We start from the raw sequence: 15,181 nt of genomic DNA, 5'->3' as shown, positions 1-15,181 counted from the left end.
CCGCTTTCCCTCACCAAGCCGCCGCCATGCATCCCCTCATCCAGAAATACAAACTCGACTCCATCTTCCTACCGTTTTTGGCGATTCTCGTCACCTGCGTCTTCTGGTATGCCATCGCCGGAAAATCCGTCGTAACAGAAAAGGTCGATGACTTCGGCGATAAATTCAAAGTCACGAAACGAGCAGGTCTCTCCGCCGATCTGCCCACGCCCGTCGAGACCTGGACCGCGAGCAAACCCTACATCGTCGAACCTTTCGCGAAGCGCGGCGAACTCGATCAAGGCATCCTGCGTTTCACCTGGATGTCGCTGGTTCTCGTGGCGCAGGGATATTTCATCGCGCTCATCATTGGCACGCCCGTGGGTTTCTTCCTCGGCCTTTCGAAACAGTTCACGAAGGCCTTTGATCCCATCATCCAGGTGCTGCGACCCGTTTCACCCCTCGCCTGGCTGCCGCTGGGCATGATCCTCTTTAGCGGCGTCAAAGTGTTAGATGCGGATGGACGCACCACCTTCGGTGCCTCGGATGCCGCCGCGCTCTTCACCATCGCCATCTGCGCCATGTGGCCCACCGTGATGAACACCGCCGTCGGTGTCCGCGCCGTGCCGGTGGACTACCTGAATGTCGCCAAGGTGCTCAAGCTCTCGAGGTGGAAGACGCTCTGGAAGGTGCTCGTGCCCGCCACATTGCCCTACATGTTCACCGGCTTCCGTTTGAGCCTCGGCATCGCCTGGCTCGTCATCGTCGCTGTGGAGATGCTCACCGGCCGTCCCGGCGTCGGCGGCTTCCTCTGGCAGCAATACAACGCCAACAGCTACGCCCACATCATTCTCTGCATCCTCACCATCGGCGTCATCGGCTACATCCTCGACCGCCTGATGAGCGTCGTCGAAGGCCGCTTCAAGACAGCCTGAGGAGTTTCACGCAAAGTCGCAAAGTCATGAATCTCTTTCAAACCTCAGAATCACCCAAAGCCTCCCCGCTTTGCGCCTTTGTGCCTTTGCGTGAGTTTTGGATCGGGAGGAACTCAGAAAAGTCTCACGCAAAGGCGCAAAGGCGCAAAGAAAGAGAATTAATCGACCTCTTCCTGCGGGAGGCCGTTCGCGACGCGTTTGATGCCGTCTTTGATACGTTCTTCGCCAAAGTTGATCAGCAGCCCCAAGCGCAGCTTCATCAGCCTCAGGTAGGTCAGCAACTGCTTCGAGTGCACCGGCATCAGCCATTCGACCGACTTCAGCTCCACAATGACTGTATCATTCACGATCAGGTCCGCTTTGAAGCCTTCGGCGAACTTCACGCCATTCCACTCGATCGGCACCGGCACTTGCCGACGAACTCGGAAACCCCTCCTGACCAGTTCGTGCTCCAGAAGCACTTCATAGACCGATTCCAACAGTCCTGGACCCAGTTCGGTGTGCAGCTTGTAAGCCACATCCACCACAGCCTCGGCGATTTCATTCTCCGTCATTCCACCAGTCTATCCAATCACCCCAAAACCACGCAAGCCCAAATCCTCAGACCTTTGCGCCTTTGCGCCTTTGCGTGAGACAAAAAAGCCGCCGCCATGTCTCTCATTCAAATCAACAACGCCTCCAAAGGCTTCGGTTACAACGGTTCACGAACCGAAGTGCTCAAAGACATCAATCTATCGGTCGAAGAAGGCGAGTTCGTCGTCATCGTCGGCTATTCTGGCTCCGGAAAGAGCACGCTCATCAATTTGATCTCCGGCTTGGTGAAGCCCGACACGGGCGAAGCACTCATTGAGGACAAAAAGATCACGGAACCCGGCCCGGACCGTGGTTTGGTCTTCCAGAACTACTCACTGCTTCCGTGGCTCACCGTCGAAGAAAACATCGCGCTCGCGGTGGATGAGGTTTTCAAAGAATGGACGTCGGAACAGCGCAAAGCACACGTCGCCAAATACATCTCGATGGTGAAGCTCACGCCAGCGGCGCACAAACTGCCCAAAGAACTCTCCGGCGGCATGCGGCAGCGTGTTTCCGTCGCTCGCACGCTGGCGATGAATCCGAAGGTGCTGCTCATGGACGAGCCTTTGAGCGCTCTCGATGCCCTCACACGTGCGCAGCTTCAGGACGAGATCAGCGACATCTGGATGAACAACAAAACGACCGTCATCTGGATCACGAACGACCCCGATGAAGCCATTTTGGTCGCGGATAAAGTCATTCCGCTGCTTCCCACCGCGCCCGCCACCTTGGGCGAGCCGATGATCATCGACCTCGAGCGGCCACGCGACCGCCGCACGATCAATCACGACCCCAAATTCAAGAAACTGCGCACAGAGCTCATCACCACGCTGCTCGATGCCAAAGGCCGCACCAAATCGAAGACCAGCCTCAAGCTCACGCTGCCGGACATTCTGCCTGAAGACCTCACCACCGTGAACAGCCTGCAATTCCTCAACCGCAGCGGCCCGAAACGCCGCACCGCCGAAAAACGCGAAGAAGTGGAGGTGGCCGCATGAGCACGCACAAGCTCCCCATGCTCGAACTGGACCGTCTTTGGAAGACCTACGAGACGCCCAAAGGTCCAGCCACCATCGTCAAAAACTTCAACCTCAAGCTCAAGGAGGGCGAGTTCGCCACGCTCATCGGCCACAGCGGATGCGGTAAAAGTACCGTCCTCATGATGGTCGCCGGTTTGAGCGATCTCTCGAAGGGAAACATGATCCTCGCCGGCAAAGAAGCCGTCGGTCCGGGGCCGGATCGCGGCATCGTCTTCCAATCACCTTGCCTGCTGCCGTGGATGACCGCCTTTGAAAACGTCATGCTCGGAGTGAACCAGGTCTATTTCACCGCCAGCAAAGCCGAGCGCCGCCAGATGGCCGAGTATTACCTCAGCATCGTCGGATTGGGTGATGCCATGCACAAACACCCCGGCGAACTCTCCCAAGGCATGCGCCAGCGCGTCGGCATCGCCCGCGCCTTCGCATTGCAGCCAAAGATGCTCCTACTCGACGAGCCTTTCGGCATGCTCGACTCCCTCACACGCTACGAGCTTCAAGAAGTGCTCCTCGACCTCTGGCGCCGCAATCGTATCACCACCCTCATGGTCACGCACGATGTCGATGAGGCCATCTTCCTCTCCGACCGCGTCGTCATGATGACCGACGGCCCCGAAGCCGAGGTCGGCGACATTTTGAAGATCCCCTTCGAGCGCCCTCGCAACCGCAAAGAGATCATGGAAGACCCGCGCTACTACGAACTCCGCGAGCACCTCATCACCTTCCTCAACGACAAATCCCACATCCGCCCCAGCCGCGAAGCCTCCTTCGTGCCCTCCGCTGACATGGCGGCGGAAATGGCCGCGCACAGCATGCCTGCTGCAGCGTGAACCGGATGTCGAATCGTTCGCGCTCGTCACAGACGGGTTCGATCCCCCGATCCAAGTCTCACGCAAAGGCGCAAAGCCGCAAAGATTTCAGAGACTCTGGGAAACTTTGCGGCTTTGCGCCTTTGCGTGAGACAAAGTATTTGCCCTGGGCCGACTCAAACTGACTTCAGCCCCAAAAACGAGGCCAGGCTCCTCGCGGCTGTTTTAGCACTGCGGCCTTCGCTAGACAGGATTTGTAGCTCCCCCACCTCCCGGTCGGCTTTGAGATCAGCGTGGCCGGTGAAGCGGGTGCCGTGGAGCAACGGCAGGGCGTAGTAGCCGCGTTGGCGCTTCTGCGGCGGCACATAGACTTCCCAGCGATAATCAAAGGCCCAGAGATGCTCGGTGACACGGCGGTCGTAGATGATGGGATCGAGCGGGGCGAGCAAAAGCGGCTCTGAAGTGCCCAGCAGGCTGTTTTGAGCCTTTTCGAGCTGTGAGAGATCGCGGCGCAAAAGATGCAGTTTGAGCTTCGGCAGGCTCTCGATCGCCACGGCGACGACTTCATCGCTCAAAGCACGCGCTTCACTGCTTTTGAGGATGGCGAGGCGGCGTTGGCGCAGTTTGAGTTCAGCGAGCCAGCGGGCGGTTTCGGCAGCAGAGGGCGTTGAGGCATTCAAAGTGGCTGTGGGGAGCACTTTACCCGGCAGATCGTAGTAGCGGCGGATGCCATCGCGACGGGCAATGAGGACGCGACCATGGAAGAAGAGTTTATGCAGCGTGCTTTTCGCGAGCGTGGTGCTGTCCCAGGCATGTGTTTTGGCTTTTCGGGCGCTTTCGATGTCCTGCGAGCTGAGCGGTCCTTCATCCGCCATGCGGGCGAGGATGCGGGCAGCGAGTTTTTTCTCCGCAGGAGTCAATTTACCTGACCAAGTGCTCTCGCTGACGGCGCGGGCCTGCATGGCACGTTGCAGGTGCGGCCAGGCATCCAGCGGCAGGGCGGCGAGGTTGCTGGAGTCAGGCAAATGATGTTCGAAGGCGCTGCGAGGCCCTGCGCGATGCAGGTGACGCATGAGATCGCCTTCGCCATAACCCTGCACGCGATGGCGCAAGATGTGATCGTGCATGCGACCGCAAACGTTGATGGGATCGATCTGCACAAAGCCGAGATGATCGAGCGCAGTGGCGAGATCAGCGAATGCGGTGTCGAGTCCGGTAGCCTGTCGCATAAAACGGCGTGCGGTGTCGATGGTCAGGGTGAGTGACTTCATGAATCAGCTAACGAGAGCCGCAAAAGCAAATCTCGCACACTCAATCATCGGGTTTTTCATCCATGAACGGAATTCATCCAAACCACGCAAAGGATTCAATCGGTTGTTTTCCCCGCAGGCGGGTTTTGGCACGGGGCTGGCTCAGTCAGTGGTCATCTTCATCACCCTTTCCCTGGAACCTACAGCCGCCGCGTAGCCGAAAACCAAAAACCCAAACACCACACCCAAACACCGCACTACCATGAAAAGGCTGCTACCCATTCTGTTTGCGACTTCGTCCCTCGCCCTCGCTGGCACACCCGTCACCACACCGCCAGCTGCTGCCGCACCACCGGCACCGCCTTATGCACCGATCAAGTATGGCAACCTCACCATCGACGTGCAGGAAAAGATGCGCTTCGAGATCCGCGACAACAACTTCGACTTCAACAGCGCTCTGAATGGCCCGCAGGACGCCTCCTGGCTGCTCCAGCGCTTCCGACTCGGCCTCGGCTATGATGTGAATCCGTGGCTCAAGTTTTATGTGCAAGGCCAAGACGTGCGCGAGATCGGCGGCAGCCGCCCGAACGATATCGGCACCTTCGGCGCGGAAGGCGACGACGTCTTCGACATCCTCAAAGCCTATGTGCAGATGGGGAATCTCAAAAAAGGCATCAGCGCGACGATCGGTCGCCAGTTCCTCAGTTACGGCGACCAGCGCCTCGTCGGGCCGCTCGAATGGCTGAATCAGGCACGCACCTTTGACGCCGTGAAGTTCCGTTACGCAGCGGAAAAGTACTCGCTCGACTTCTTCGTGTCCTCGCCCGTCACCTTCACCAACAACATGTGGAATCAGTCGCCCTTCCTCGACAACGACGAGTCACTCAACGCGATGTTCAGCGGCATCTACCTCGCCACGCAATTCGTGCCCTTCAATCTCACCACTGACTTCTACGTCTATAACAAGCGTGACGACGGCAACGGCGACTTTTTTAACGCCTCGGCGACCACCGACTTCTACACCTTTGGCACCCTGTGGAAAGGCGACCCCAAAAAGCTCGCCGGTTGGGATTACAGCACCGAAATGGCCTTTCAGACCGGCACGGTCTCTGGCCGTGACCTCGCTGCTTTCGCGGGGAACTGGAATGTCGGCTACAACTGGCTCACCCATCCATGGAAGCCCCGCCTCGGCGTCCAATACAACTACGGCAGTGGCGACAGCAATGCGGCGGACGGCGACATTGGCACCTTTCAAAACCTCTATCCCACGAACCACCTGTTTTACGGCTACATGGACACCACGGGCTGGATCAACATGCACAATCCGCAGCTCAACCTGAGCTTCTCGCCCACGGCCAAGCTCAAGATCATGCTCGACTACCATTTGTATTGGAATGCCACCAACAATGACGCCTGGCGGCGTGTGAATGGCGTGCTCGCCGTGCGCCCCATCGCACCTGCTGCTGGTAGCACCTTCCGCGGTCAGGAACTCGACTTCACCGCCATCTACAAACTCAATCCGCACGTCGGACTCCAGTTTGGTTACTCCTACTTCAAAGCGGGCGACTACCTCGCTGCGACCGGTGCCTCCGACGACGCACACTTCGGTTACGCTCAGGTTCAGATCGATTTTTAACCGCACCTCACATGCAGATCACGCCGCTCATCCCCGAAAACGCACCGTTCAACGTTGAACAACGTGCGTGGCTCAATGGCTTCCTCGCCGGAGTGCTCGGACGCAGTGCACCCAGCGCGGCGTCTGCGGCGAAAAAGCCTCTGCTCATCGCCTTCGGCAGTCAGAGCGGCAACGCGGAAAGTTTGGCCAAGCGGCTGGCCAGGGAAGCATCGAGTCGGGGCTTCGCGGCGCGAGCTGCGGGCCTCGACTCGCTGCAACCAGCCGACCTCGTCCAAGACAAGAACGTCCTCCTCATCACCTCCACCTGGGGTGAGGGCGACATGCCCGACAACGCCGTGTCCTTCTGGGACAGCATCAATCAAAACGGCAGCAGCCCCAAGTTCGACGGCGTGCAGTACAGCGTGCTCGCTCTCGGAGACAAAAACTACGCCGACACCTTCTGCCTCGCCGGCAAGAAGCTCGACGAGCGCCTCTCCGAACTCGGCGCGACGCGCATCGTGGATCGCGTGGACTGCGATGTGGAGTTTGATGAGCTGGCGAAGGAGTGGTCGAAGAATGCTTTCACCATCCTCGGTGCCTCCAAAGATCAGTCCGATCCGTCTGATCAGACGGATCTGAGTTACTCCAAGAAAAACCCCTTCCCCGCCAAGCTCCTCCAAAACCTTCCTCTAAACACCCCCGGCAGCTCCAAAGACACCCGCCACATCGCTTTCTCCCTCGCTGGCAGCGGCCTCACCTATGAAACCGGAGACGCCCTCGGTGTCTTCGTGAAAAACAGCCCGGAGGTCGTCGATAGCGTCATCGCCGCGCATGGATTCGATCCGAACGCCCAAGTCGGCACCAAACCCCTTCGCGAGGCCCTTTTCACTGATTACGAAGTCCGTCATCTCCTCGGCAAAACACCCGAAGCTGGCCTCACGCTCGATTCCTTCCTCGAAAACCTGCGCAAGCTCCAGCCGCGACTCTACTCCATCGCCAGCAGCATCAAGGCACATGCCGATGAAGTGCATCTCTGCGTTGGTGCGGTGCGCTACAGCGCCGATGGTATCGCGCATCAAGGCGTCGCCAGCACCTTTCTCGCGGATCGACTGCCGCTCGGCGAGACCACCGGCATCTACTTCCACGCCGCGAACCATTTCCGCCTTCCCCCTGACCTCACGAAGCCCGTCATCATGGTCGGCCCCGGCACTGGCATCGCGCCGTTCCGCGCCTTCCTCGAAGAACGCGAGGCCACCCAGGCCCCCGGCAAAAACTGGCTCTTCTTCGGCGACCAAAAACGCAGCACCGATTTCCTCTACCACGATCAAATCATCGCCTGGGTGCAAAGCGGCCACCTCACCCGTCTCGACACCGCCTTCAGCCGCGATCAGGAAGAAAAAATCTACGTCCAGACCCGCATGCTCCAAGCCGCCAGCGAACTCTGGCAATGGCTCCAAGAAGGCGCCCACTTCTACGTCTGCGGCGACGCCAAACGCATGGCGAAGGATGTCGATGTAGCCCTGCACACGATCATCCAGACCCAAGGCAACAAGAGTGCCGAAGAAGCTGCGGCTTACGTCGCGGACATGAAGAAAACCAAACGCTATGCCCGCGATGTCTATTGAAGATCCATTCAGAAGTCTCACGCAAAGGCGCAAAGCCGCAAAGGTTCCCAAACCTTCTGATCTTTGTGCCTTTGCGCCTTTGCGTGAGAACCTAAAAAACGCCCACCAGCCATGATCGCCGCCCTTCCTGCCATAGAAAGGGCCGAGGTGCCCATGACCGAAGACTTCTCCGCTGAGCAAAAGCGTTACCTCGAAGGCTTCTTCGCGGGCATTGCGGCAGGTGGAGTCACCTTCGGTGATCTCGCACCAGCTCCTGCGGCGCCCGCAGGGCCTTCGCTCGACGATTTAACCAAGGAAGAGCGCATCAAACGGGAGCTGCATCCCTTCGATGCCATCGAGCAGCTCGTCATGGATGCGCGGTGGAATGCGAAGCCGGAGCCGGAATCCGTGTTTCGCTTCAAATGGAACGGTTTGTTTTGGCTGAATCCCGTCAAAGACGGCTACATGTGCCGACTGCGCATTCCGGGTGGTGTGGTGAAGAGTTACCAGCTTCGCGAGATCGCAGCCATCGCTCGGGATCTGACCACCGGCTACATCCAGATCACCACGCGGAACAATTTCCAAATCCGCCTCATTGAGCCAAAGAATTGCCCAGAGGTACTCCGGCGCATCCAAGGCTGCGGCTTGCACTCCAAAGGCGCGGGGGCTGACAACATCCGCAACATCACCATGAACCCATGCGCGGGTTATGATCCGCATGAGCTCATCGACGTGCGTCCGCTGGTGAACGAACTCGCCACGCTCATCATCGGATCGAAGGAGTTCTACGACCTGCCACGCAAGTTCAACATCGCTTACGACGGCGGCGGCCTCATCTCCTCCGTGGAAGACACGAACGACATTGGAGCCAGCGCGGTGAAGATCGGCGATGAAGTCTTCTTCCGTATCGCACTCGGCGGCGTCACGGGGCATCAGACCTTCGCCAGCGATTGGGGCGTCATCGTCAAGCCTGAGCAACTCAACGACGTGATGGTGGCTCTGCTCCGCGTCTTCATCCAATTTGGCGATCGCACAAACCGCAAGAAGGCCCGCTTCAAGTATGTCATTGATGACAAAGGTCTCGAAGGCGTGCTCCTGGAGGCTGAAAAGCATCTCAAATTTAAGCTCACACGACTCGCGCCGGATTCACCGACTCAGGAGAATCGTTCCTATTCACAGCAAGGGCACTCGCATGTCGGCACCTATCCGCAGAAGCAGGAAGGACTCGTGTATATCGGTGCCATGGTTCCAGTCGGTCAAATGACAGCCAATCAGCTCGACCGTATCGCCGATCTCGCGGACAGCTATGGCAGCGGTGAAGTGCGGCTCACGGTTTGGCAAAATTTCATCATCCCGAACGTCAAAACGGCCTATGCGGCCACCCTTGCGAAGTCGTTGAAGAAACTCGGCTTCCCCTGTGAACAGTCGAATTTGAAGAGCGGCTTCATGGCTTGCACCGGTAACAAGTATTGCAAATTCGCAGCCACCGACACGAAGGGACACGCCATCGCGATGATGGAGTACCTCGACAAGCGGGTGAAACTAGACAAGCCCGTGAACATCCACTTCACAGGGTGTGCCCATTCCTGCGCCCAGCATTTCATGGGAGACATCGGCCTGCTCGGCACGAAAGTAAAAACTGAAAGTGGCGAAGGCTATCACATCACCGTCGGTGGCGGCTTCGGCGAGAATCGCAAGATCGGCCGTCAGGTCTTCAGCGGCGTGGCTTTTGAAGCGCTCGGCGAAACGCTGGAGAGCATGCTGAAAGGCTACCTGAAAGGCCGCAAAGGGCCGGAGGAGAGCTTTCACAGCTTTTGCAATCGACACAGCGTGGGCGAACTCCAAGTCGCTTTCAGCTCATGAGCTACTGCGTCACAGAGGCCCTGCGTGAGCAGCAGACACTGCGCACTCCCGTGGCACTGTTTGCTGATGAATACGACGCCACGTCGGTTCGGGAGCGCTTCACACACCTGATCCCGCTGTCCAAGCCGAACCCTGGTGAGCAGTATGCCTTCGAGGTCAATCTGGATGCCTGCACGGGCTGCAAATCCTGCGTGGCAGCTTGTCACTCACTCAATGGTCTCGATGACCACGAAAGCTGGCGTGACATGGGCCTGCTCGTCGGCACGCGGCGGCAGCCTTACCTACAAACTATCACCACCGCCTGCCACCACTGCGCCGAGCCAGCCTGTGCGGATGGCTGCCCGGTGCTCGCCTATGATAAGGACGCCGTCACCGGCATCGTGCGGCATCTCGATGACCAGTGCATCGGCTGTTCGTATTGCATCCTGAAATGCCCGTATGACGTACCGAAGTTTAACCTCAAGCGTGGGATCGTGCGTAAGTGCGACATGTGCCATGGCCGCCTCGCTGAGGGCGAAGCTCCCGCCTGCGTGCAAGCCTGCCCGAATGAGGCGATCAAAATCAAAGTCGTGAAACTCACCGCTGTGCCGGATCACGGCCAAATCATCACCGGAGCCTTTGATTCGAGCTACACACGCCCCACGACGACGTACGTCTCGTCGAAGCCCATTCCCACTGCCGCGAAAGCGGCCGATGCAGGCCGTATCGAGTTGGATCATGGCCATCCGCCTCTAGCTTGGATGCTCGTGCTCACGCAAATGAGCGCAGGGGCGTTCATCGGCTGTGCAGCAGCGATGTGGATGAACATGCTGACGCTGAATCAGGCCGCGATTACCAGCGCAGCAGCACTTGTTTTTGGTCTGGCGGGCATCGCCTTGAGCACTCTGCATCTCGGGCAACCGTTGAAAGCATGGCGAGCCTTTCTTGGCTGGAAAAAATCATGGTTGTCACGCGAGATCCTCGCCTTCGGCGCTTTACCTGGTGGAGGAGCAGCCATTGCAGCGACTTGGTGGTTGGGAAGCATGGAATGGCTGCGTCTCGCCGTCACAGGCACCGCCTTGGCCGCCTTCGCCGCCGTGATTTGCTCGGTGATGGTGTATGTGGACACACGCCGGCCGTTCTGGTCGCTGCGTATTAGCGCAGGCAAGTTCCTCGGCACGATGCTGCTGCTTGGCGCTGGTTTGTGCGCCGTCATCTGGAGTTGGGCCGAGCTAGCCATCGCTTCATGGGCCATGGCATTCACGCTGCTGTTTCGCTGGAGTCTCTCCATTTGGGAGATTTCGCGCTACCGTCTGGCTTTGGAGGATGAAACCTGCCCCTGGCATAAATCCGCACTCATTCTTCAAAAGCATCTGCCACATCATATCGAACTGCGTGCGTTGCTTCTCGTCGCCACCGGACTGCTGATTCCTGTGATAATCGCCGCAGATGCCTCAAGTCCCTGGATGCTCACCATCTCGTTGGCACTGACGTTTGCCAGTCAGCTCGTCGAGCGTCACTACTTCTTCACCGCCGCCGCAGGCTCCAAGATGCCTGGAAACTGAACCATGATCACTGCACCCGCCCTGACCTTCCGCGAATGGACCGGCCCGCTAACGGCCGATCTCGTGCGCGAGCCCGCGAGGTTCGGACTTGGGCAGGTTCCAGAGAGGCTGGTGCCGGATGCGACGACGAAGGCGATCTGCGGGTTTTGCTCCACGGGCTGTGGATTGACGATTCATCTCAAGGATGGCGAGGCGATCAATTTGACGCCGGATGCAGATTACCCAGTGAACCACGGCGCAGCCTGTCCGAAGGGCTGGGAGGCACTGAGCGTGCTGGATGCGCCGGATCGGGCACGGATGCCGATCCTGCATGGCAAGGAGGTCGATTGGGACACGGCGCTGCGTTACTTCTGCGATCAGATGCGGCGCATCCTCGATCAGCATGGCCCCGAGGCCGCCGCGTTTTTGAGCACGGGGCAGATCATGTTTGAGGAAATGGCCTTCCTCGGGGCGCTGGCGAAGTTTGGCATGGGCATGATCCATGGAGATGGCAACACGCGTCAGTGCATGGCCACGGCGGTGGCGGCTTACAAAGAGAGCTTCGGCTTTGATGCGCCGCCCTTCACCTACGCGGACTTTGAGGAGAGTGATGTGCTCGTCTTTGTGGGCGCGAATCCATGCATCGCGCATCCGATCATGTGGCAGCGGGTGTTGAAGAACAAACGCCAGCCAGAGATCATCGTGGTTGATCCACGCACGACAGAAACCGCGATGGCGGCCACGCAGCATTACGCGATCAAGCCGAAGAGCGATCTGACGCTGCTCTATGGCTTGGCGCATCTGCTCATTCGTGAGGGTGGAGTGGATAAAGCATTCGTCGAAGCTCACACCAATGGCTTTGAGGCTTTCGAGAGCTTTGTGGCCGATTTCACCCCGGAGCGAGTCTGCGCCGAAACCGGAATGAGCACTGATCACTTAGCACTTTTTTCAAAGACCATCCGCCAAGGCAAAGCGGTGTCCTTCTGGTGGACGATGGGCGTGAATCAAGGGCATCAGGCCACGCGGACGGCGCAGGCGATCATCAATTTGGCGCTGATGACGGGAAACATCGGCAAACAGGGCACGGGAGCGAATTCGATCACCGGCCAGTGCAATGCGATGGGGTCGCGGTTGTTCTCGAACACGACGAATCTACTCGGTGGACATGATTTTCGGAATGCGGTGCATCGGGAGAAGATCGCGGCTGCGACAGGCATCCCCGTCGAACGCATTCCAGACCGCCCGAGCCTCGCGTATGATCAGATCATCCAAGCGGCGGATGCAGGTACGGTGAAGGCGATTTGGTTTGTGGCGACCAATCCGAGTCACTCGTGGATCGACCAGAACGAGATGAACCGCGTGCTCGATAAGCTCGACTTCCTCGTCGTGCAGGACATGTATTGCAGCACCGAGACGGCGAAGCGGGCGCATCTGGTGCTTCCGGCGGCGGGTTGTGGCGAAAAAGAAGGCTGCTTCATCAATTCGGAGCGTCGCATCGGTTACTCGCCGAAGGTGCGCCGTGCGCCGGGGCAGGCGCTGGCGGATTTTCACATCTTCCGGCTCATCGCGCATTACTGGGGCTGCGGGGAGATGTTTCGCGAATGGCAGACGCCGGAGGCGGTGTTTCGTGTGCTGCAACGCTGCTCCGAAGGACAGCCGTGTGATGTGACGGGGATCGAAGGGTATGCGCATGTGACCCTGAGCGGTGGGATTCAATGGCCCTATTCAGGTGGTCAAGCTGAAGAAGAGTCTCACGCAAAGGCGCAAAGGCGCAAAGTTCAGAATGGCTCTGGGAACCTTAGCGCCTTTGCGCCTTTGCGTGAGTCCCGTTTATTTGAGGATGGGAAGTTTTACACGGCGGATCAGCGGGCGAAGTTTTGTTTTGATGAGCCGGTGGTGCCGCCGGAGCAGCGGAGCGCGGAGTTTCCGCTGATTTTGATGACCGGACGAGGGACCAGTGCGCAGTGGCATACGGAGACGCGGACGGGGAAATCGGCGGTGCTGGGGAAAATGGTACCCGAGGAGCTGATGCTGGATTTGAACCCTGAAGATGCCGCGAAGCTGTGCATTCGGGATGGTCTGCAAGTGCGGGTGATCTCCATGCGAGCTGAATTGAACGCCGTAGCCCGATTGACGACGTGCGTGAAACCCGGTGAGGTATATCTACCGATGCACGATGGGAGGGTGAACCAACTGACGCATGCCAGCTTTGATCCGCACAGCCGCCAGCCGAGCTACAAGCACTCAGCGGTGCGGGTGGAGTCATTCCCTGCTTTCGTGTGATATTGAAAAGCTCCGAGCACCATCACGGTTTCTTTTGCTCAAGCAGCCACTTCCAGAAGGCGGGGTCATCATAGGTCTGCGTCCAGGAGTCATGGCCGACGCCGGGGTAGATGGTGAGCTTCACGGGGGCTGCGAGTTTTTCGAGCGCCTTGTGCATTTTCACACTGAACTCCACGGGCACGGCGGCGTCTTTGTCGCCGTGGAAGATCCAGCAGGGCAAGTGGGCGATGCGCTCTGCCATGACCCAGCGCACGCCTGCGCCTCCGCAGATGGGGGCGATGGCAGCGTAGGTATCTGGGTACTCAAAGGCGGTCTCCCAGGTGCCGAATCCGCCCATGCTGAGGCCTGTGAGGTAAATCCGTGCGGTGTCGATGCGCTCGGTGCGGACGAGGTGGTCGGTGAGTGCTTTCACGCCATGGGGATTCCAGATTTGCTTGGGCTCACATTGCAGGCTGGCGATGACGGCAGGGATCTGCTGACCTGCGGCAATGAGTTTCGGAGGGCCGTGCTTTTTGAGTAGCTCCAGGTCGGTGCCGCGCTCGCCGGAGCCGTGCAAAAAGAGGATGAGGGGCCATTTTTTCGCTGGATCGGCCTCGTAGCCCTCTGGGCGGGAGATGAGGTAGCGGTAGTTCACCTTGATGACGAAATCTCCAACATAGGAGGCAGGTGTCTGAGTATCAGCGAGCAGCGCTGTTGCGCTGAGGAGCAGGAGGGCGAGAGTTTTGACCATGCGGGTTTAACGTGGCATTTCGACAACCTTTGCTGTGATTCCGCGTTGGATTGCGAACATGATTTTTCGCATCCTCATCGGGCTACTTCTTATTTCGACGACGGCACCGGCTCTGACGCCGGAATTTGCCGATGTGGCGTATGGACCGCATGAGCGGGATCGACTGGATTTTTATCCATCAAAGGCAGCCAAGGGGCCAGCGCCAGTGGTGGTATTCATTCACGGTGGAGGCTTCCGAAATGGGGATAAGTCCAAGTATGCTAAGGATAGGGACATGGCATCGCTCGTGGATGGCGGAGTGTCCTGTGCCGCGATCAATTACCCATTCCTCACGCACATGCCTATCCAGGACATCCTGAAGCACTGCGGCCGTGCGGTGCAGTTCCTACGCAGCAAATCCGGTGAATGGGGTCTGGATAAAACTCGCTTCGCAGCCATCGGCGGTAGTGCGGGTGCTGGCACCTCCCTGTGGCTGGCGACACGGGATGATCTGGCGGACCCACAGGCCACAGATCCAGTGCTGCGGGAGTCCTCCCGGCTCACCTGTGCGGTGTGCAATGCCACGCAGGCTACCTATGATGTCACTCGCTGGGAGACCTTTCTCGGGAAGGCGAAGCCAGAGTTCCGCACGAGCGAGATGGAGGCAGCTTTGTTTTACCATCAGCCAGGATTCGCGGCGCTTTCGACGGAGAAGGGCAAGGCGATCCTGCGTGAGTGCGACATGCTGGGCTGGATCACGCCGGGGGACCCACCTCTGCTGCTGAATAACCCACAGGTGGTCGATGCGCCGAGCAATCGCGGTGAGTGGCTGCACTGCATCCAGCATGCCCGTGCCATCGCTAAGGAATGCGCGGCAGATGGCGTGAGCTGCATCGTAATACAGGATCAGACGGGTGAAAAGACAAGTGCCGCAGCGTTTCTGCTGCGGCACCTAGTTTCAAAGGCCAAGCTGTGAGGAACATGGCTATTGGATCTACTTT

At 58.6% G+C, this 15,181-nt stretch carries 12 protein-coding genes; 9 read left to right on the top strand and 3 right to left on the bottom strand.

Translation table 11 applies throughout. The features are described from left to right. The first annotated feature begins 26 nt into the window (after positions 1-26). The gene (gene ntrB / locus IPK32_17795) at positions 27-914 is read left to right on the top strand and encodes a nitrate ABC transporter permease (GenBank protein MBK8093771.1); all 888 of its coding nucleotides are present in this window, start codon (positions 27-29) and stop codon (positions 912-914) included. 158 nt (positions 915-1,072) lie between these two features. Here ntrB and IPK32_17790 read toward each other — a convergent pair whose 3' ends face one another. Beyond that, a complete protein-coding gene (locus IPK32_17790) occupies positions 1,073-1,468 on the bottom strand; it encodes a GxxExxY protein (GenBank protein ID MBK8093770.1) in 396 nt (131 codons plus the stop codon). A gap of 96 nt (positions 1,469-1,564) precedes the next feature. Between IPK32_17790 and IPK32_17785 the strand changes: the two genes are divergently transcribed. Together IPK32_17785 and IPK32_17780 are read left to right on the top strand one after the other, a co-directional pair. Continuing rightward, entirely contained in the window at positions 1,565-2,485 is a 921-nt protein-coding gene (locus IPK32_17785; protein MBK8093769.1) for an ABC transporter ATP-binding protein, read from the top strand. After that, positions 2,482-3,354 carry an ABC transporter ATP-binding protein gene (locus IPK32_17780; protein ID MBK8093768.1) on the top strand — a complete coding sequence of 291 codons (873 nt, stop codon included), beginning with the start codon at positions 2,482-2,484 and terminating at the stop codon, positions 3,352-3,354. Before IPK32_17785 ends, IPK32_17780 begins: the two co-directional genes overlap by 4 nt. A gap of 155 nt (positions 3,355-3,509) precedes the next feature. Here the strand turns inward: IPK32_17780 and IPK32_17775 are convergent, their stop codons facing one another. Continuing rightward, a complete protein-coding gene (locus IPK32_17775; GenBank protein MBK8093767.1) occupies positions 3,510-4,604 on the bottom strand; it encodes a YcaQ family DNA glycosylase in 1,095 nt (364 codons plus the stop codon). Positions 4,605-4,845: 241 nt separating this feature from the next. Here IPK32_17775 and IPK32_17770 point away from each other — a divergent pair, with 241 nt between their 5' ends. The 5 genes from IPK32_17770 to IPK32_17750 all read left to right on the top strand — a co-directional run bounded on the left by IPK32_17770 (position 4,846) and on the right by IPK32_17750 (position 13,471). Further along, a complete protein-coding gene (locus IPK32_17770; GenBank protein ID MBK8093766.1) occupies positions 4,846-6,219 on the top strand; it encodes an alginate export family protein in 1,374 nt (457 codons plus the stop codon). Positions 6,220-6,230: 11 nt separating this feature from the next. Then, a complete protein-coding gene (locus tag IPK32_17765) occupies positions 6,231-7,823 on the top strand; it encodes a flavodoxin domain-containing protein (protein MBK8093765.1) in 1,593 nt (530 codons plus the stop codon). Between the two features lie 111 nt (positions 7,824-7,934). Continuing rightward, positions 7,935-9,665 (top strand): NirA family protein, encoded by a 1,731-nt coding sequence (locus tag IPK32_17760; protein MBK8093764.1) that lies wholly within the window; start codon positions 7,935-7,937, stop codon positions 9,663-9,665. Next, a complete protein-coding gene (locus IPK32_17755; GenBank protein MBK8093763.1) occupies positions 9,662-11,209 on the top strand; it encodes a dimethyl sulfoxide reductase anchor subunit in 1,548 nt (515 codons plus the stop codon). Before IPK32_17760 ends, IPK32_17755 begins: the two co-directional genes overlap by 4 nt. Before the next feature lie 3 nt (positions 11,210-11,212). Beyond that, a complete protein-coding gene (locus IPK32_17750) occupies positions 11,213-13,471 on the top strand; it encodes a molybdopterin-dependent oxidoreductase (GenBank protein ID MBK8093762.1) in 2,259 nt (752 codons plus the stop codon). Positions 13,472-13,493: 22 nt separating this feature from the next. On the opposite strand, the gene IPK32_17745 is transcribed toward IPK32_17750, so the two are convergent. Further along, complete coding sequence (locus IPK32_17745; protein ID MBK8093761.1) at positions 13,494-14,201, bottom strand: prolyl oligopeptidase family serine peptidase; 708 nt, start codon at positions 14,199-14,201, stop codon at positions 13,494-13,496. A 58-nt stretch (positions 14,202-14,259) separates the two neighbouring features. Here IPK32_17745 and IPK32_17740 point away from each other — a divergent pair, with 58 nt between their 5' ends. Continuing rightward, the gene (locus tag IPK32_17740) at positions 14,260-15,156 is read left to right on the top strand and encodes an alpha/beta hydrolase (GenBank protein MBK8093760.1); all 897 of its coding nucleotides are present in this window, start codon (positions 14,260-14,262) and stop codon (positions 15,154-15,156) included. The last annotated feature ends 25 nt before the right edge of the window (positions 15,157-15,181 follow it).

The sequence above is a fragment of the Verrucomicrobiaceae bacterium genome, from assembly GCA_016713035.1.
Classification (GTDB): Bacteria; Verrucomicrobiota; Verrucomicrobiia; order Verrucomicrobiales; family Verrucomicrobiaceae; genus Prosthecobacter.
Note: the sequence above shows the minus strand (reverse complement) of the source record. Positions and strands in the feature narration are given on the sequence as shown.